This window comes from Microbacterium sp. CGR1 (assembly GCF_001266755.1).
Classification (GTDB): Bacteria; Actinomycetota; Actinomycetes; order Actinomycetales; family Microbacteriaceae; genus Microbacterium.
Genome location: NZ_CP012299.1, coordinates 3,441,103 through 3,458,625 on the forward strand (window position 1 = coordinate 3,441,103; position 17,523 = coordinate 3,458,625).

At 69.0% G+C, this 17,523-nt stretch carries 17 protein-coding genes; 11 read left to right on the forward strand and 6 right to left on the reverse strand.

The window, feature by feature from the left end; translation table 11 throughout:
* Positions 1–40 precede the first annotated feature (40 nt).
* Positions 41–415: a DUF5684 domain-containing protein gene (locus tag AKG07_RS16430; RefSeq protein WP_053098866.1), complete on the forward strand. Its 375-nt coding sequence runs from the start codon at positions 41–43 to the stop codon at positions 413–415.
* 1 nt (position 416) lies between these two features.
* The gene (locus AKG07_RS16435) at positions 417–1,046 is read left to right on the forward strand and encodes a histidine phosphatase family protein (RefSeq protein WP_053098867.1); all 630 of its coding nucleotides are present in this window, start codon (positions 417–419) and stop codon (positions 1,044–1,046) included.
* Between the two features lie 30 nt (positions 1,047–1,076).
* Here the strand turns inward: AKG07_RS16435 and AKG07_RS16440 are convergent, their stop codons facing one another.
* Complete coding sequence (locus AKG07_RS16440; protein ID WP_053098868.1) at positions 1,077–1,976, reverse strand: NAD(P)/FAD-dependent oxidoreductase; 900 nt, start codon at positions 1,974–1,976, stop codon at positions 1,077–1,079.
* Positions 1,977–2,037: 61 nt separating this feature from the next.
* Here AKG07_RS16440 and AKG07_RS16445 point away from each other — a divergent pair, with 61 nt between their 5' ends.
* The 5 genes from AKG07_RS16445 to ccsB all read left to right on the forward strand — a co-directional run bounded on the left by AKG07_RS16445 (position 2,038) and on the right by ccsB (position 6,811).
* On the forward strand, positions 2,038–2,442 hold the full coding sequence (locus AKG07_RS16445; RefSeq protein ID WP_053098869.1) for a MerR family transcriptional regulator: 405 nt from the start codon (positions 2,038–2,040) through the stop codon (positions 2,440–2,442).
* Positions 2,443–2,506: 64 nt separating this feature from the next.
* Entirely contained in the window at positions 2,507–3,160 is a 654-nt protein-coding gene (locus AKG07_RS16450) for a TlpA family protein disulfide reductase (protein ID WP_082297998.1), read from the forward strand.
* A gap of 16 nt (positions 3,161–3,176) precedes the next feature.
* Positions 3,177–3,956 carry a cytochrome c biogenesis CcdA family protein gene (locus tag AKG07_RS16455; protein WP_053098870.1) on the forward strand — a complete coding sequence of 260 codons (780 nt, stop codon included), beginning with the start codon at positions 3,177–3,179 and terminating at the stop codon, positions 3,954–3,956.
* Between the two features lie 28 nt (positions 3,957–3,984).
* Complete coding sequence (resB, locus tag AKG07_RS16460; RefSeq protein WP_053099392.1) at positions 3,985–5,820, forward strand: cytochrome c biogenesis protein ResB; 1,836 nt, start codon at positions 3,985–3,987, stop codon at positions 5,818–5,820.
* 4 nt (positions 5,821–5,824) lie between these two features.
* Positions 5,825–6,811, forward strand: a complete 987-nt coding sequence (gene ccsB / locus AKG07_RS16465; protein WP_053098871.1) for a c-type cytochrome biogenesis protein CcsB — start codon at positions 5,825–5,827, stop codon at positions 6,809–6,811.
* A 15-nt stretch (positions 6,812–6,826) separates the two neighbouring features.
* Here the strand turns inward: ccsB and AKG07_RS16470 are convergent, their stop codons facing one another.
* The 3 genes from AKG07_RS16470 to AKG07_RS16480 all read right to left on the reverse strand — a co-directional run bounded on the left by AKG07_RS16470 (position 6,827) and on the right by AKG07_RS16480 (position 12,336).
* Positions 6,827–7,408: a 2'-5' RNA ligase family protein gene (locus tag AKG07_RS16470; RefSeq protein WP_082298076.1), complete on the reverse strand. Its 582-nt coding sequence runs from the start codon at positions 7,406–7,408 to the stop codon at positions 6,827–6,829.
* A 165-nt stretch (positions 7,409–7,573) separates the two neighbouring features.
* Complete coding sequence (locus AKG07_RS16475) at positions 7,574–9,538, reverse strand: YhgE/Pip domain-containing protein (protein WP_053098873.1); 1,965 nt, start codon at positions 9,536–9,538, stop codon at positions 7,574–7,576.
* Positions 9,535–12,336 carry an MMPL family transporter gene (locus AKG07_RS16480; protein ID WP_053098874.1) on the reverse strand — a complete coding sequence of 934 codons (2,802 nt, stop codon included), beginning with the start codon at positions 12,334–12,336 and terminating at the stop codon, positions 9,535–9,537. Before AKG07_RS16480 ends, AKG07_RS16475 begins: the two co-directional genes overlap by 4 nt.
* 121 nt (positions 12,337–12,457) lie before the next feature.
* Between AKG07_RS16480 and AKG07_RS16485 the strand changes: the two genes are divergently transcribed.
* Complete coding sequence (locus AKG07_RS16485) at positions 12,458–13,081, forward strand: TetR/AcrR family transcriptional regulator (protein WP_053098875.1); 624 nt, start codon at positions 12,458–12,460, stop codon at positions 13,079–13,081.
* 19 nt (positions 13,082–13,100) lie between these two features.
* Here the strand turns inward: AKG07_RS16485 and AKG07_RS16490 are convergent, their stop codons facing one another.
* On the reverse strand, positions 13,101–14,078 hold the full coding sequence (locus AKG07_RS16490) for an o-succinylbenzoate synthase (RefSeq protein ID WP_053098876.1): 978 nt from the start codon (positions 14,076–14,078) through the stop codon (positions 13,101–13,103).
* A 58-nt stretch (positions 14,079–14,136) separates the two neighbouring features.
* Complete coding sequence (locus AKG07_RS16495; RefSeq protein WP_053098877.1) at positions 14,137–15,156, reverse strand: GNAT family N-acetyltransferase; 1,020 nt, start codon at positions 15,154–15,156, stop codon at positions 14,137–14,139.
* 78 nt (positions 15,157–15,234) lie between these two features.
* Here AKG07_RS16495 and AKG07_RS16500 point away from each other — a divergent pair, with 78 nt between their 5' ends.
* The 3 genes from AKG07_RS16500 to AKG07_RS16510 all read left to right on the forward strand — a co-directional run bounded on the left by AKG07_RS16500 (position 15,235) and on the right by AKG07_RS16510 (position 17,519).
* Positions 15,235–15,567: a PadR family transcriptional regulator gene (locus AKG07_RS16500; RefSeq protein ID WP_082298077.1), complete on the forward strand. Its 333-nt coding sequence runs from the start codon at positions 15,235–15,237 to the stop codon at positions 15,565–15,567.
* A 1-nt stretch (position 15,568) separates the two neighbouring features.
* On the forward strand, positions 15,569–16,528 hold the full coding sequence (locus tag AKG07_RS16505; RefSeq protein WP_053098879.1) for a permease prefix domain 1-containing protein: 960 nt from the start codon (positions 15,569–15,571) through the stop codon (positions 16,526–16,528).
* Positions 16,529–16,607: 79 nt separating this feature from the next.
* The gene (locus AKG07_RS16510) at positions 16,608–17,519 is read left to right on the forward strand and encodes a 1,4-dihydroxy-2-naphthoyl-CoA synthase (protein WP_053098880.1); all 912 of its coding nucleotides are present in this window, start codon (positions 16,608–16,610) and stop codon (positions 17,517–17,519) included.
* The last annotated feature ends 4 nt before the right edge of the window (positions 17,520–17,523 follow it).

Genomic DNA, 17,523 nt, shown 5'->3' on the forward strand with positions numbered 1-17,523 from the left:
CATATCGGTCAGTAGGATCGCCACGACAGAAAGGGTCACCATGGACTCCAACGGCATCTCCGACCTGTACGCGTCGATCTTCTCCGGCACGACCGGACTCATCGTGCTCGTCTTCTACGTCCTCGTCGCGGTCGGTCTGTGGAAGGTGTTCACCAAGGCGGGGTACCCCGGCATCCTCGCCGTCATCCCGATCGTGAATGTGGTGTTCCTCGTGAAGATCGCCGGGATGTCCGGCTGGCTCGCACTGCTCTATCTCATCCCCATCGTCGGCTTCGTCTTCGGGATCATCGTGGCGGTGCGACTCGGCGAGCGGTTCGGCAAGGGAGGGCTCTTCTCCTTCTTCCTGCTCTTCGTCTTCCCCTATATCGGGTATCTCATCCTCGGCTTCGGCGACTCCCGCTACAGCAGGGCGTGACGTGGTGGCATCGCGACTGCACCTCGTCCGCCACGGCGAGGTGCACAACCCCAAGCGCGTGCTCTACGGTCGGCTCCCCGACTATCACCTGAGCAGGGCGGGACGGAAGATGGCGCGAGCCGCCGCCGATCACATCGCCGGGCTCGATCGTCCGGTCCGGGGGCTCTACTCCTCTCCGCTCGAGCGGGCGCAGGAGTCTGCTGAGCCGTTCGCCGAGCGCTTCGGCCTCTCGCCCGAGATCGACATCCGTCTGATCGAGCCGACCAACGTGTTCGAGGGCACGCAGATGCGCCGCTCGCTTCTGAACCCGCTCAAGTGGTGGCACCTGCGGCAGCCGTCGCTGCCCAGCTGGGGTGAGCCCTACGCGTCGATCGCCGAGCGGATGCTGGGCATGATGGCCGAGGCGTGGCGGTCGGTCGACGACGGCGATCTGGTGATGGTGTCCCATCAGGCGCCGATCTGGATCACCCACCTCCGGGTGGCGGGTCTGCCCCTGCAGCACGACCCGCGCACCCGGCGCTGCGCACTGTCGAGCGTCACCTCGTTCGAGCTGGTGGGCGACGTGTGGCGTGAGGTCGATTACGCCGAACCTGCGGCGACCGGCGGTGCGGTGGACGTGGGAGCAGTCTGACCCCTCGCCTCGGTCTCCCTTCCGCTGCGGTCAGTGCGCCATCAGCGACTGGATGACGCCGACCGCCGCCATCTGGCCGGCAGCGGACGCGAGCAGCACCGATGCCATGGGTCCGGGAAGCGACGCCCGGTGCGCGAGGTCGCCCGCCGCGAAGACCCCGGGCTGCGATGTGCGCCCGAAGTCGTCGATCTCGATCGAGCCGGAGGGCAGCAGTTCCAGGCCGAGCTGATCGGCGAACGGCGCACGGTGGCGCAGTGAACCGGATGCCACGAACACGCCGGCCACGGTGTGCGCGGTCGACGCCGTGGTGATGCGCACATCAGCCGCCTCCGGCGCGACGGCGGCGACCGGTTCCGCACTGACCCGAACGCCCAGCCCTTCGAGAGTCCGCGTCTCGTCGGCCGCGAACGGCTGCTCGACAGGGAACACCGTGATGTCGCCGACGATGCGCCCGAGCAGCCCGATCAGGTGCTCGGCTCGAGGAGCGGGCCCGAGGATGCCGATCGAGCGACCGGCGTGCTCGTGACCGTCGCAGAACGGGCAGCTGAAGGCCTTCGTGCCCCAGAGGTCCTGAAGTCCGGGGATGTCGGGGAGATCATCGGCGACGCCGGTCGCGAGGACGACATGTCGGGTCTCGACCGTCTCGCCGTCGGCGAGTCGTACGACGAAGCCGCCGTCTGAGCCGGTCACCGTCTGTGCTCCGACGTCGCGGAGCTCGACATCCGGGTACTCGGCGAGCTGCGCTCGCGCCGTCGCGCGGAACTCCGCCGGGGGAGTCCCGTCGTTCGCGACGACGTTGTGCATGTGCAGCACGGTGCCGTTGCGGTATTCGCCCGAATCCAGAAGCAGCGTGGGGCGGTGCATCCGCCCGAGGGTCAATGCCGCCTGGAGGCCGGCGGGGCCTGCGCCGATCACGATCGCGTCATACATGTGGGGTCCTTCCGAGGGGTGCTCGCTTGCGTTCGTCCTCAGTCTGTGACTTCATGTCAACATGAAGTCAAGCATCGAGAGTCCGTGGTCCGTGGGAGAGGTCGCCGAACGCTTCGAGCTGCCCACGAACGTGCTCAGGCACTGGGAGTCGGTCGGCCTGCTGCGCCCCGCGCGGGACACCGCAGGGAGGCGCCGCTACGGCCAGGACGACGTCGTGCGGATCGCCGTCATCCAGCGCAGCAAGGCAGCCGGGATGACCCTCGATCAGATCGCCGTGCTCCTCGACGACGGCAGTGCGGGGCGTCACGAGGTGCTGCAGCGGCACCTCGACGATCTCGATCGGCGCATGGAGGACATGCGCCGATCGCGGGAGATGACCGAGCACGCGATGGGATGCCGGTCGCACGACATCGCCACCTGCCCGCGCTTCCGGGCCAGCGTGGAGGACGTCCTCGCGCGTCTCTGACGGCGGGCGAGCACCCCCGGGGCATCCGGCCCATGCATAGGAACCCCCGCGTAAACTGGGAATCGTGCCACTCGCCTCGACGGTTCGTCCGATCCGCAGCGGCCGCTCCTCCCGCATCCGGCCATCTCGCCGCGCGGTCGGGGCCGCGCTCGCCGCGGTGCTCGCCATCGGTCTGAGCGCCTGCGCTCCCGATCCCGTGAACGACTCGTTCCTCAGCGGTGACAACCCGGGCTATGTCGCGGCAGACGGAGCGATCGTCGAGATTCCGGTCGCCGAACGCGGCGAACCCGTCACCGATTTCGGCGGACTCACCGAGGACGGCGAGGACTTCTCCAGCTCTGACCTCGCGGGCAAGGTCACGGTCGTCAACTTCTGGTACGCCGGATGCGCCCCGTGCCGCCTCGAGGCGGAAGACCTCGAGAGCGTCTGGCAGGAGCATGGCGGCGACGACGTCGCCTTCCTGGGCATCAACACGCGCGATCAGGCCGACACCGCGAAGGCGTTCTCCGCCGAGTTCGGTGTGACCTACCCGAGCCTCATCGACGTCGACACGGCCGAGGCGAAGCTCGCCTTCGCGTCGTCGGTGCCGATCCAGGCGACCCCCACCACTCTCGTGCTCGACAAGCAGGGTCGCGTGGCCGCCCGCATCATCGGGCCCATCGATGGCACCTCGATCCTCTCGACGCTCGTCAAGGACGCGCTCGCGGAGGACTCGTGAGTCTCCCGGGAGCGGCGTGAACCCCGAAGTCATCATCGGATCGGGAGCCCTCTGGCTCGCGATCCCCGTCGCGCTGCTCGCGGGCCTCGTGTCGTTCCTGTCGCCGTGCGTGCTGCCCCTGGTGCCGGGCTACCTCGGATTCCTCGGGGGAGCGGTCGCCCCCCGCCGCGTCCCGAACCCGACGGACGGCTCGGCGGTGTCGACGGTCGAGGCCCCCGCTCGCGGCCGACTCGTCGTGGGCGTGCTGCTCTTCATCCTCGGCTTCAGCCTCGTGTTCGTGTCCCTCACCGCGCTCGGCGGGCTCGCCAACGTCTTCCTGTTGCAGTGGGGCGAGCTGATCACTCGCATCCTCGGCGGCGTGATCATCCTGATGGGCCTCGTGTTCCTCGGTCTGTTCGGGTTCGCCCAGCGCGAGCTGCGATTCCACGTCGACTCGAAGGCCGGCCTGATCGGCGCACCGCTGCTCGGCATCGCCCTCGGCATCGGATGGGCGCCGTGCCTCGGACCCACGCTCACCGCGATCTTCGCCCTCTCGTTCAACGCCGGCGACCCGGTGCGGGCGGGCCTGCTCGGGCTGGCGTACTCGCTCGGCCTCGGCATCCCGTTCCTGCTGGTCGCGCTCGGCTTCGGATGGGCGACGAAGGCGATCGGATTCCTGCGCCGGCACATCCGCGTCGTGAACGTGATCGGCGGCGTGCTGCTCATCCTCCTCGGGCTGCTGATGGTCACGGGGCTCTGGACGGACATCATGTCCCGACTGACGGCGGTGATGAGCAGTGTCGACCTCCCGATCTGATCAGAAGAAGACGCATCGGAAGGATGACGTGAGCAGTACAACCGAGAGGTCGAGCGATCCGCTCCGGCCGTCCGACCACGTCGACGGCGAGGAGTCGATCACCCAGCCCCGCCTCGGATTCGTGGGCTGGCTGCGCTGGGGATGGCGTCAGCTGACCTCGATGCGCACCGCGCTGATCCTGCTGCTCGTGCTCGCGATCGCGGCGATCCCCGGCTCGATCTTCCCCCAGCGGATGGCCGACCCCAACGGCGTCACGCAGTGGGAGCGCGACAACCCCGATCTCTTCCCCGTGCTCGACGGGCTGAAGATGTTCGACGTCTACCTCTCGCCGTGGTTCTCGGCGATCTACCTGCTGCTGTTCGCCTCGCTCGTCGGCTGTGTGATCCCGCGCATCCGCCACCATGCGAAGGCCCTGCGGGCACGCCCCCCGCGCACCCCTGCACGTCTGAAGCGCCTCGCCGACTTCCGCGCGGTCGAGCGCACCTCGACGGACGCTCCGGCGGAGGCCGCCGCATCGATCGACATCGCGCAGAAGCAGCTCAAAGCTCTGGGCTACCGGGTCGAGCGGTACGACGACAAGCGATCGTCGTCGGTCTCGGCCGAGCGCGGCTACTGGCGTGAATCGGGCAACCTGCTCTTCCACCTCGCTCTCGTCGGCGTCCTGATCACGGTGGGCGTCGGGGGAGGGTTCGCGTACACCGGACAGCGCGTCCTGGTCGAGGGCGAGACGTTCGCGAACACCCTGCTCGACTACGACTCGATGAACCGCGGCCGCTTCGTGAGCGACGGAGCACTCGCGCCCTACTCGATGCGTCTCGACAGCTTCGACGTCACGTACCAGCCGTTCGGCGAGCCGGGCTCGGGCCAGGCAGGCGACTTCTCGGCCAACGTCACCGTGCAGGAGAACGGCGAGGAGCGCACCGGATCGGTCAAGGTCAACGAGCCCCTCGGCGTCGCCGACGACAACGTCTTCCTGCTCGGCAACGGCTACGCGCCGACGATCACCGTGCGCAACCCCGATGGGGACGTGGTGTTCACGAACAGCACGCCGTTCCTGCCGCAGGACAACAACATGACCTCGCTGGGCGTCATCAAGATCCCCGACGGCCTCAGCGAGCAGGTCGGCCTCGTCGGCTTCTTCTACCCGACGACGGGGGTGCTCGACACCGGCGCGTTCTTCTCGGGATTCGGCGACCTCACCAACCCGACCCTCACGCTCGACGTCTACACCGGCGACCTGGGCATCAACGAGGGCATTCCGCGGTCGGTCTACGTGCTCGACACCACCGGCATGACCAAGGTCACCGGGCGCACGACGGACCTCGAATCGATCGAGCTGGCACCCGGACAGACAGCCGACCTGCCGAACGGCATGGGAACGGTGACCTTCGAAGACGAGTCCCCGGCGGGTGCGACAGACGCGTCGCAATCGGTCAAGCGCTTCGCCTCGTTGCAGATCCACCGCGACGCGTCTGGCCCCTGGGTGCTCGGCTTCGCACTTCTCGCGCTCGGCGGTCTGATGCTCGCCCTGTTCATCCCGCGACGCCGGGTGTGGGTCAAGGCGACGGCACAGGACGGCGCCGTCTCTCTCGAGTACGCCGGTCTCGCTCGCGGCGAGGACCCGACGCTCGCGACGGCCGTCGACGACCTCGTGGCAGGCCATGCGCGTCTGATGGACGCGGCCGGGGTCACGACGGCGGTCGAGGTCGAGGAGCCCGACACCGACGCCGACGCCTCAGAGGCGGAAGACGCTGAGGCTGACGGCTCCGACGCCGATGGCTCCGACCAGGCGGCGACGGCACCCGAGACGCCCGCCGACCGCGACTCCGCGCGCCCCGCATCCGACACCCCGAAAGTAGACTGACACCATGTTCGATCTCGAAGTGATCTCGCCGATCCTGCTGTGGACGGCGATCGCGATCTATGCGGCGGCCTTCGTGGCCTACGCCTTCGACCTCGCCCGTCGGTCGCAGCTGTCCGCGGACGCGGCGACCGTGCAGGAGTTCGAACTCGTCGGAGCCGGAACCCGCTCGCGCGGCGGCAAGGCGGCGACGGCTGCCGCGGCGTCCGGATCCGAGGTCGCTCCGCAGCGCTTCGTGATGGCACGCATCGGGACCTCGCTGACCGTGCTCGCGTTCATCTTCCATCTCGCCGCCACGCTCACCCGTGGTCTCGCGGCCGGGCGAGTGCCGTGGGCCAACCTCTACGAATTCGCGATGATGGGAACGCTGCTGATCGTCGCCGTGTTCCTGGTGGTGCTGACGCGCATCGATCTGCGCTTCCTCGGCACGTTCATCACCGGTCTGGTCGTCGTGCTGCTGGGTCTCTCCGCCACGAACTTCTACGTCGACGTCTCGCCCCTGATGGACCCGCTGAAGAGCGTGTGGCTGGTGATCCACGTCTTCGTGGCGTCGCTCGGCACTGCGTTCTTCGCTCTGGCCTTCGCCCTCTCGGTGATCCAGCTGATGCAGTCGCGTCGCGAGCGCCTCATCTCCGAGGGCGCGGAGAAGACCGGCCCCGGATTCCTGCGCACGTTCCCCGGGTCCGAGCGGCTCGAGAGCATGGCCTACCGCTTCACGATCATCGGCTTCATCCTCTGGACGTTCACGCTGATCGCCGGCTCCATCTGGGCCTACTACGCCTGGAGCCGCTTCTGGGGCTTCGACGTCAAGGAGACCTGGACCTTCGTCATCTGGGTTCTCTACGCCGGGTACATCCACGCTCGCGCGACGCGCGGCTGGCGTGGCAACCCCTCGGCGTGGCTGGCGATCGTCGGCTTCTCGGCCGTGCTCTTCAACTTCACGATCGTCAACGTCTTCTTCAAGGGTCTGCACGCATACTCGGGCCTCAGCTGAGCGCCCGAGCGCGGCTCATCTGAACGAGCGCAGTCCGAAGGGGATGACCTCGGAGTGCTCGGCTCCGTCTTCGTACCAGACGAGCTCGACTTCGCTGATGGTCTCGGCGGGGCGCGAGCTGAGCGAGCGCCGCGACTTGTGCGACAGCTCCGTCCACGCCGCGGGCGCGAGCGTCTTCGCATAGATCACCGACAGGTGGAACGTCCAGTCGTCCGTGCTGCGCTCGTCGAGACGGCGGAAGTCCGTTCCTTCGAGCGCTTCGCTGAGTGTGGAGTACGCCGACACGATGGATGCGGTGCGCCGCAGCCGCAGGATGACGACCTGCCAGGGGGCGGGGAACACGTCGACGGCCTCGGCGACGACCTCGATCGGACGCTGCGCCACCGCCCACTCGCGGATCAGCGCGAGCAGCTCGTCGCGGCGCTCGGGCTCATGGAACGCGCGCAGGGTGACGTGCTCGGTGTGCGGGTGCGGAGCATCCATCCGGCCGAGCGCCGACCTCTGCTCGGCCCGGTACACGTCCGACACGGCCCGCGTGGGCCGCAGCACGAGATACTGCTGTCCCTCGAGTGACTCGAGCTGGGCGGGAGAGGTCATGAAGGGGCGACGCATCCTCTGATCGTACGTGCGCGGGCACACGTCCGAATACCGTTCGATCTCGAGCGGGCACGGATTCCGAGCGGATACAGGACGCGCCGCGCATCGTGATCGATGCGCGGCGCGTCCTGCGTCATGGTCCGAAGCGGTGCTCGGTGGGGTGGTTCACGCCGTCGCGAGGGCCGCCTTCACGGAGGTGGTGCGCCGCAGTGCCACCGCGACGGTGGTCGCGACGAGCGACAGCACGCCCCAGACGATGAGGCCTGCGGCTGCGCCGCCGTTCGCGGTGATCAGCCCGGCGAACGCGGGGGAGGTCGGCAGCGATGCGCCGAGATCCGCCAGCCATCCCGGCACGGTCGAGATCAGACCGGTCGCGATCGCGAGCACGCCGACGAGCGCGCTGACCCAGCGGCCGACGCCGCCGAAGACCGCGACGAGTGCCTGGTTCACGGCCGCGAAGGCGACCCCGGCGAGCACGGCGATTCCTGCGAAGGCCCACCAGGCCGCGGCGTCGTATCCGGCGACGATCTGCACGATGAGCGACACCAGCAGACCCTGGGCTGCACCGATGGCGGCAGCCGGGGCGAAGGCGCGCAGGGCGAGTCCGGCCGACGAGCGCCGGGAGGTCAGGGTGCGCGCGGTGTAGGCCCGCATGACCAGGAACGAGGCGAGAGACCCGAACCACAGCACCACGGCGGCGAGCAGCGGAATCGCGGTCGGGCCGAAGATCGTGGCGCCGTCGGCGCCCTTGGACGCCACCGGATCGGCGATCACCGACGCGAGCGAGGTCGACTCGGAGTCGCTGAACGAGGGGAGCGAATCGGATGCGGTGCGCAGGCCGCTCGCGAGATCGCCGGTTCCCGTGGCGAGGGTGTCGAGGCCGGTCGCGAGCTCGTCGGCACCGGTCGCGAGCTCGGTCGCTCCGTCCGACAGCTGGGATGCGCCCGTCGCCAGTGCTCGTGCACCGCTCGCCGATTCGTCGAGACCCTGCGACGCCAACTGGTTCAGACCGTCCGCGAGACCTGTCGCCCCCGCACCCGCCTCGCCGAGCTGGGCCGCGAGAGTGGTGAATGCGCCCGGGAGAGTCGCGATCTGGGGAGAGACGGTCGTGAGGTACCCCGATGCGGTTCCGGCCGACGTCGCGGCATCCGCAGCGTTCGCGGCCTCGGCGGCGAGCTCGGCGCACAGATCACCGGAGGTCATGGGGTCACAGCTCGCGGCCATCGCGCCGAGGCGCTGAGCAAGCCCGGCGGTCTGGGTGGCGGCATCCGTCGCGGCCGCGGTCCCGGTCTCGACAGCTCCCACGAGAGCGGGCAGCTGACCGGCCTGATTCTGCAGCTCCGTCGCGCCTGCGGTCAGCCCGGTGCCGATCTGGCTCGCGCCGTTCGCGGCCTCGCGGGTCTTCGACGCGAGTGTGTCGAGCCCGGATGCCAAGGAGGATGCGCCGTTTCCGAGCTCCGTGGCACCCGAGGCGAGCTGAGTCGCGCCGTCGGGGATCGCCGCGGCTCCCGTGGCCGCATCCCGCGCGCCGGTGGCGAGTTCGGCGGCGCCGTCCGCGGCCTCACCGATCTGGTCTCCGATCGTGGTGAAGCCGACGAGGATGTTCTCCGTCGTCGCCTCCGACAGCAGTGTGCCCATGCTCGAGGCCGCCACGTTCGCGATCTGACTCGTGATCAGGTCATCGGCGACGAGCCCGTCCTCCGGGGTGGTGACCTGGATCGTGGCCTGCTCCGCGTCGCCGCCGCCGTCCGAGATCGCCTGCCCCGCCGAGGTCGCTGCGGCCGAGAACTCCTCGGGGATCGTGATGACGGCCTGATACGAGCCGTCGGCGAGACCGTCGGCGGCGTCGTCCTCGTTCGAGATCACCCAGGTGAGGTTGGAATCGAGCTCGTCCGATCCTTCGACGAGCCCCGAGGCGAGCTGTCGACCGAGCGGAGTGAGCTGCCCGTCGATCTCGACGGGCTCGTCGAGGTTGACGATCGCCGCGGTCATCGACTCGAGACGCTCGGTGGGATTCTGCAGGGCAGCGACCAGGATGCCGCCCACTGCCGCGGGAAGCAGCAGGACGCCGAGGATCGTCAGCCACGTGATGGGCTTGCGCGAACGGGCGCGTTCGATGGGGAGGGTCATGCGTTCACCTCGGTCGATTCGGTGGTGCCGTCGACGATGCGGGGCACCGGGGACTCGGATTGCGACTGTGCGGCTGGCGCGTCGATGTCGATCGTGTCAGCCGATGAACGGCCGGCATCGGCCAGGATCTCCAGGGCCGCCTGGGGATCGAGCGCGGTGAGCAGCATCGCCGTCGTTCTGCGGGAGTCGCGCAGTCGCGCCGCGAGCTGATCGCGTTCGGGGCGGGAGAGCCGGTCGGCTCCGTCGATCACCACGAGAGCCGGCCGTCCGCGCAGTGCCTCGGCGAGGTCGGCCGACAGGCTCGCGGCATCGGCGGCCATGACCGCTCCGACATGCGCCCGCACCCACGCGGATCGACCGGGCAGAAGATGGCCTGCGACCCGGAGGCGGCCGTCGTCCGCAGTCGCCCGCCCGGCGATCGTCAGAGCGAGCGCGCGCAATGCGCCGGCTGACGATCCGGTGAGCACGGCGGAGGCCCCGGGTGCGAGGCGCAGGTGGAGGCCGTCGATGCCGGCATCCGTCATCGTGAGGTCGTCGGCGGCGACGATCGACTCGTCGCCCGGCCAGCCCGCCAGGTGACGCTCGCGTTCGACCGCCTCTCCTTCGATGTCGACGCTCGGGAGGATCCGCTCCAGCCAGGCCGGGATCTCCCACGCGCGCTCCCCGAGGATGGCCATGAGTGCAGGGATCAGCGTCATCCTCACCAGGAACGCGTCGATCGCGATGCCGGCCGCGAGGCCCAGCGCGATCGGCTTGAGTGACGAGTCGCCTTCGGGGACGAACGCCACGAAGACGGCGAACATGATGAGGCCGGCAGCGGTGACGACCTTCGCCGATCCCGTGAAGCCGCTGCGCACGGCACGCAGTGCCGCGGCTCGGCGAGTCGCGCGATCGGGGCTCCTGCCGTCGGGATCGTGCACGAAGTCCTCGCGCATCCGAGACACCAGGAACACCTGGTAATCCATCGCGAGCCCGAACAGCACACCCATCAGGATGATCGGCATGAAGCTGATGATCGGACCGACCTTCGCGACATGGAGGGCGTCGGCGAACCAGCCCCACTCGAACACGGCTCCCACGATGCCGAACGCGGCGACGATCGAGAGCAGATAGCCGGCGGCTGCCGTGACCGGCACCCAGAGTGAGCGGAACACGATCGTGAGCAGGATCAGGGACAGGCCGATGACGAAGATGCCGAACGGGAGAAGGGCGTTGCCCAGCTGGTCGGAGATGTCGATGCCCACCGCGGTGAACCCGGTCACCTTCAGGTCGATGCCGAACTCGTCGAGCCACTCGTCGTGGTGCGAGCGCAGCTCTCGCACGAGATCGGCCGTCGCGGGGTCATCGGGTGCGGTCTCGGGGATGATCTGCACGATGCCGGTGTCTGCGGTCTCGTTCGGGGTGGCGAGGGCGACCTCCTTGACCCCGTCGATCTGGGCGACCTCGTCGCCGAGATCCTCCATCAGGGTCAGCGGATCGGTCGACGTGACGATCGTGCCCGTCAGGATCAGCGGTCCGTTGAACCCGGGACCGAACTGCTCGCCGACCAGGTCGTAGCTCTGCCGCGCTTCGGAGTCCTGCGGCAGCACGCCCGCGTTGGGCAGCGCGAGATTCAGGCTGAGGGCGGGCACGGCGACGATGCCGAGCCCGAGCACGACGGCCAGGGATACGAGGATCGGACGCCGGGTGACGCCGGTCACCCAGCGCTCGCTGAAGCGACGGCGCTGCGCGGGGGCTGCCTTGCCCTTCTTCGCCTTCGGAGCCCGGCGCGGTCGACCGGCGACCCGGCCCTTCATGAAGCCGAGCAGAGCGGGGGTGAGCGTCACGGCGATGGCGACGGCGACCGCGACGGCGGCGGAGGCCGCGATGCCCATCGTCGTCAGGAACGGGATGCCCGCGAACCCGAGTCCGATCAGGGCGATCAGCACGGTCACGCCCGCGAACACCACCGCCGAGCCTGCCGTGCCCACAGCCCGCGCTGTCGACTCCTCGGGGTCGACTCCCTCGCGGACCTGATCCTGGTGCCTGGCCATGATGAACAGTGCGTAGTCGATTCCGACGGCGAGCCCGAGCATCAGGGCGAGGAGGGGAGTGGTCGACGAGACCGTGGCGAAGGCGGTGGCGGCGAAGATGCCGGCCATCGAGATGCCCACACCGAGCACGGCCGTGAGCAGCGGGAGCCCTGCGACGACGAACGAGCGGAACGTGACGATCAGCACCAGCAGCGCGATCAGCAGACCCACGGCCTCGGTGAGCGTGACACCGGGGATGGAGGTGGCGAAGAGCTCTCCGCCGAGGGAGGTCTGTGATCCGTCCGGCAGCTCGTCGGCGAGTTCGGCCACGACGGCTCGCAGGTCATCCTGCGTCTCCTCCGAGACATCGCTGGCCTGGCCGTCGAACTGCAGGCGGATGATACCGGCCGTCTCGTCGTCGTTGATCATGCCGCTGACCATCTCGTCGAACGGGGAGGTCGCCGAGAGCACCGAGTCGTCGAGGTCGGCGAGCTGGTCGACGGCATCCTCGATGTCGGTCTTATATGCGTCATCCGTGATCGAGTCGCCGTCGGCGGCGACCACGATGATCTGCGCGCTGGTGCCGCTGACCGCGGGGAACGAGCGGTTGAGCTGCTCGAGGCCGGCCTGGGACTCGGTGCCCGGGATCGAGAAGGAGTTGTCCGTGCCAGCCCCGAGGACGAGGGCGCCGGCCCCCGCGATGCCGAGGGCGAGCAGCCAGGAGACGAGAACGCGCCACGGGTGCCGGTAGGACCAGCGACCGAGCGAGGACAGGAGTGTGGACACGAGGCTCCTCAGGGAATACGGGCTGGATACACAGGTGTATCCAATACATACCTGTATCGTAAGGTGGTCCGAGCCCCGGAGTCTGTGTGCGGGGTGTGAGAATGAGAGGCAGGAGGATTCGATGACGACACCCGCCACCCGCAGCCGGGAGAACACGCGAGCCCGGCTTCTCGATGCGGCCGCGCAGGTCTTCGCCGAGGTCGGCCTCGACGGCGCCTCCGTCGAAGCGGTCTGCGATCGCGCCGGGTTCACCCGCGGCGCGTTCTATTCGAATTTCGAGTCGAAGGACGAGCTCTTCCTCGTGCTCGCCGGCAGCGTCGGCGAGCAGCGCGTCAATGCGGTGCGTGACCGCGTCGACGAGATCGCCGCCGAGGGCGGTCTGTCAGAGGGATGCGACCCGGTCGAGCTCGTCCAGCGGATCATGGACGCGGGCGGCGATGACCGCCTGGGCGTCATGCTGATGAGCGAGATCCGGATCCGTGCTCTGCGTGACCATCAGTTCGGCGCTGCCTACCTCGTGCAGGAGCGCGAGATGGTGTCGAGCATCGCCGTGATCATCACGGACATCGTCTCGGTGAGCTCGCTCGAGCTGAAGGTTCCCGCCGAAGAGGCCGCGCGCATGCTCATGATCATCTGGGAGGGCATGACCGTTCGCGGAGCGATGGCCGGTCAGGACTCCGACCAGCTGCGGCATTCCAGCGGCGAGGAGCTGGGGCGCCTCGTGCAGCTGCTGCTCGCGGAGTGACCTCGCAGACGAACGGCGGTCAGCGCGCGTCGAGCACGGCGTAGCACCGCGCGAGGCGATCGAGCCACCAGTCCCGTCGGTCGTCCGAGGCGGCGAGCCGCGCCAACGCGTCGGGATCCGGGGTGACCCGAGCTGCCGGGATCGAACCGTCCACCGGGCGCAGGTCGGCGACGTCGTCGAGGAACAGGGATGCCGTGCCGAGCCCGCAGTCGTAGTCGAGAGTCGGCAGGGCGGCGGCTAGCGCCGCACCCTGCGAGAGTCCGATCGCGGTGTCGAGCGCGCTGGAGACCACGACGGGCAGGCCCGCGGCGGTGATGATCTGCAGCGCATGCGTGATGCCCCCGAGCGGCTGCGCCTTGATGACGAGCAGGTCGGCGGCCTTCTCGCGCGCGACCGCGAGCGGGTCGGAGGACTTGCGGATGCTCTCGTCGGCGGCCACCGGAATGCCCATGTACTTCACCCGGGTGCGCAGTTCGGCGAGCTCCGGCACTGTCGCGCACGGCTGCTCGACGTACTCGAGATCGAACTCGTTGAGCGCATGCACGGCGTGCTCGGCCTCGTCGACGTTCCACAGGCCGTTGGCATCGACGCGGATGCGACCCTCCGGCCCCATGGCCTCGCGCACGGCCCGCACACGGGCGATGTCGTCTGCGAGCGTCTGCCCGGGTTCCGCGACCTTGACCTTGGCGGTGCGGCAGCCGGCGAAGCGGGCCAGCACTTCGGCGACCTGCGCCGCCTCGACAGCCGGGATGGTGGCGTTCACGCCGATGCGCTCGCGGAGAGGTTCGGGCTGCGTCCTCCAGGCGAAGTCGATCGCCGCCGCGAGCCAGGTGGCCGACTCGAGATCGTCGTACTCGACGAACGGAGAGAATTCCGCCCATCCCTCCGGCCCTTCGACGAGCAGCGCCTCTCTCTTGTCGACCCCGCGGAAGCGGGTGTGCATCGGAAGCGAGACGACCCTGGCCGAGCCGAGCAGATCTGCGAGCGGTGGGAGCATGTGCTCATTCTGCTCTGTCGACGCCTCGTCGGGGATCCGCCGTGCCGACGGGTCCGCCTCAGCGCAGGCGCTTCTGCAGTTCGCCCATCCGCTCGCTGGGGCGGAACCCGAGCGCGGTGTTGACGGCGAGCATGTGCGCGTTCGACTCGGCGTTGTAGGTGTAGACGGCGCGGGTCTGCGGCGCCTCCCTCTGCAGCATCCGGAGATTGGCTGCCTTGACCGCGATGCCGAGCCGGTGCCCCCGGTCCGCGGTGCGCACGAGCGTGCCCCACTGATAGGCGTTGCCGTCGTCGGTCGACACGACGAGCTGCGAATACGCCGCGGCCTCGCCGTCGGCCGCGAGGGCGATGGCCCCGAACGACACGCGCCTCTGGCGGTCGAGCAGTTCCTCGCTCTCGCGGATGCTGTCGACATCGGGTCTCTGGGGTTCGATGGCGAGTTCGCCGGTCGGGGCTTCGGTCTCGAGCGCGGCGTCGAGGATCGTCCAGCGTTCCACGACCTCGTCGGGGATGCGGCCGACCCAGCTGCGGATCTCGTACGGAGCGATCGCCGATGCGATGTCGCTCTCGATCCGGTCGAGCAGTGCGGGGTCGACCGGGAGGTCGAGCCTGCTCTGCACGTCGCCGAGGGCCAGGCTGTAGCCGCGGGCGCGTGCGAACTCACGCCCCGGCGATCCGGCACCCTCCGAACCGAGTGCGTGGCGCCACGACGTCGCCCCCTGCGCGATCGTCCGACCGGACGCCGTGACCTCCGCCTCGAGGAACGCGAGGGCCTCGGAGCCGATGCCGCGCCGTCGGTGCTCGGGCGGCACGCTGATCGCGAGATGGGCGACGTGGGTGTTGTCCTTCAGGGGGAGCGCGAGGCTCGCGGAGCCGACGATCCGGTCGGCGTGGCGCAGCAGATAGGCGCGTCGATCGACGACGGCCGACTCCTGCTGCAGCTCGCTGCGCGACTCCTCGAGCGACCACACGACGGCATCCGCGCCGCGATCCGCGCGTTCGGCGGTGGCGTACGCATCCCACCACGCATCGACGGACCGGTCATCGGTCGCGTCGATGCGGAGGATCTCGATCGCCATGCGACCACCGTACGCGCCTTGTCCTTCACATAAATGTGTGATTGACAATGGTGTGTGACGCACAGTAATGTGATGGACATGAACGAGACCCTCGACACGCATCTGCAGGAACTGCGCCGCGGCACCGTGGTGCTGGCGTGCCTGCAGCTGCTGCGCACGGCGGGGTACGGCTACGGGCTGCTCGAAGACCTCGAGCGCCGCGGCTTCGCCACCGATGCGAACACGCTGTACCCGCTGCTTCGGCGTCTCGAGAAGCAGGAGTACCTGACGAGCGAGTGGAACACCGACGAGGCGCGGCCCCGCAAGTTCTACCGCACATCGGAAGCCGGCATCCTGCTCGCCGACACCCTGACCGAAGAATGGCGATCGCTCACGACGGCGATCGCGACCCTCACAGCTGAGGAGAACTGACATGCCCTCGACAGCCACGCTCACCGAGCGATACATCAGCGCCACGATCCGCAGCCTCACGCCCGAGGTGCAGGACGACGTCCGCGCCGAGCTCGAAGGATCCATCGCCGACGCGATCGACGCGAGACTCGAACAGGGGGACGACCCGACCGAGGCGGAACGAGCGGTCCTCACAGAGCTGGGCGACCCCGGCGTCCTCGCCGCCGGCTACGCCGACCGGCCGCTGCACCTGATCGGACCCCGGTACTACCTCGTGTGGTGGCGGCTGCTCAAGTTGCTGCTCATCATCGTGCCGGTGTGCGCGATGGGCGGTGTCGCGATCGCGCAGGCGATCGAGCGCGCACCCATCGGAACGATGATCGGCGCCGCCGTCACGGTCGGCATCTCGGTCATCGTGCACGTCTGCTTCTGGGTGACCCTGGTCTTCTTCATCCTCGAGCGCACCGGAGCGGACACCGGGGTGAAGTGGGACGTCGACCAGCTGCCCGAGCCGACCCAGAACGGAGCGGGCAGGGCGGATGCGATCGCGTCGCTCGTGTTCCTCGTGCTGGGGGTGGGCGCGGTCTTCTGGGACGCATTCATCGGCTTCTTCCCGACGGAAGGAGCTCCCATCGCGATCCTGAACCCGGGTCTGTGGCCCTGGGGGATCACGTTCTTCCTCGGGCTCTTCGTCGCCGAGGCGCTGCTGACGGTGGTGGTCTACGCTCGCCGCCGCTGGACGATCGGTGCCGCTGTGGTCAACACCGTGCTCGCGGCGGTGTTCGCCGTCTGGTCGCTGACGCTGCTGGTGCAGGGCGAGCTGCTCAACCCCGAGTTCCTCCGCTTCGTCTTCACCGACAACGGCGTGACCGATGAGACGATGCGCATCCTGACCGTGATCACCGGGTTCGCCCTCATCGCGTTCCCGATCTGGGACATCGTCGACGGCTGGATCAAGACCGCTCGCGCTCGCCGCGGCTGATCACCGCACGCAGACGGCGTCGCCTCTTCGGGGCGACGCCGTCTCCGCGCGCAACCCGGGCGGGAATAGGCTGGATGCTGTGACCAGCGCATTCGTCTCAGACCTGTTCGACCCGGACGAATGGGTGCTCGCGCCCGGTGCCGAGGACTACACCGACATCACCGCCCACGTGAGCACGGACGGCGGAGTAGCACGCATCGCGTTCAACCGCCCCGAGGTGCGCAACGCCTTCCGCCCGCACACGGTCGACGAGCTCTACCGGGCACTCGACGACGCACGGCAGAACCCCCGCATCGGCGCGGTCCTCCTCACCGGCAACGGACCGAGTCCGAAGGACGGCGGGTGGGCGTTCTGCTCGGGCGGCGACCAGCGCATCCGCGGCCGCGACGGATACAAGTACTCCGATGACGAGACGACCGTGCACGATCCGGCTCGCGCCGGTCGCCTGCACATCCTCGAGGTCCAGCGCCTCATCCGTTTCATGCCGAAGGTCGTCATCGCCGTCGTGCCGGGCTGGGCGGCCGGCGGAGGGCACTCGCTGCACGTGGTGTGCGACCTCACGATCGCCTCCGCCGAGGAGGCGCGGTTCAAGCAGACCGACGCCGATGTCGGCAGCTTCGACGCGGGGTACGGATCGGCGTACATGGCGAGGCAGACCGGGCAGAAGTTCGCGCGCGAGGTGTTCTTCCTCGCCGAGGAGTACTCGGCGCAGCGGGCGTACGAGGCCGGGGCGGTCAACCGGGTCGTGCCCCATGCCGACCTCGAGCGCGAGGCGCTGAAGATGGCGCGCACCGTGCTCACCAAGTCGCCCACGGCGATCCGCATGCTGAAGTTCGCCTTCAACGCGGTGGACGACGGGCTCGTGGGGCAGCAGGTGTTCGCGGGCGAGGCCACGCGTCTCGCCTACGGCACCGATGAAGCGGTCGAGGGTCGCGACTCGTTCCTCGAGAAGCGGGACGCCGACTGGACCTCGTTCCCCTGGCACTACTGAGCGG

Coding starts and splice junctions, on each gene's coding strand:
- AKG07_RS16490 (WP_053098876.1), bottom strand. CDS start 14,078: ATGCTCCCACCGCTCGCAGATCTGCTCGGCTCGGCCAGGGTCGTCTCG.
- AKG07_RS16505 (WP_053098879.1), top strand. CDS start 15,569: ATGCCCTCGACAGCCACGCTCACCGAGCGATACATCAGCGCCACGATC.
- ccsB (WP_053098871.1), top strand. CDS start 5,825: ATGTTCGATCTCGAAGTGATCTCGCCGATCCTGCTGTGGACGGCGATC.
- AKG07_RS16440 (WP_053098868.1), bottom strand. CDS start 1,976: ATGTATGACGCGATCGTGATCGGCGCAGGCCCCGCCGGCCTCCAGGCG.
- AKG07_RS16495 (WP_053098877.1), bottom strand. CDS start 15,156: ATGGCGATCGAGATCCTCCGCATCGACGCGACCGATGACCGGTCCGTC.
- AKG07_RS16445 (WP_053098869.1), top strand. CDS start 2,038: ATGAAGTCAAGCATCGAGAGTCCGTGGTCCGTGGGAGAGGTCGCCGAA.
- AKG07_RS16485 (WP_053098875.1), top strand. CDS start 12,458: ATGACGACACCCGCCACCCGCAGCCGGGAGAACACGCGAGCCCGGCTT.
- AKG07_RS16430 (WP_053098866.1), top strand. CDS start 41: ATGGACTCCAACGGCATCTCCGACCTGTACGCGTCGATCTTCTCCGGC.
- AKG07_RS16470 (WP_082298076.1), bottom strand. CDS start 7,408: ATGACCTCTCCCGCCCAGCTCGAGTCACTCGAGGGACAGCAGTATCTC.
- AKG07_RS16500 (WP_082298077.1), top strand. CDS start 15,235: ATGAACGAGACCCTCGACACGCATCTGCAGGAACTGCGCCGCGGCACC.
- AKG07_RS16475 (WP_053098873.1), bottom strand. CDS start 9,538: ATGACCCTCCCCATCGAACGCGCCCGTTCGCGCAAGCCCATCACGTGG.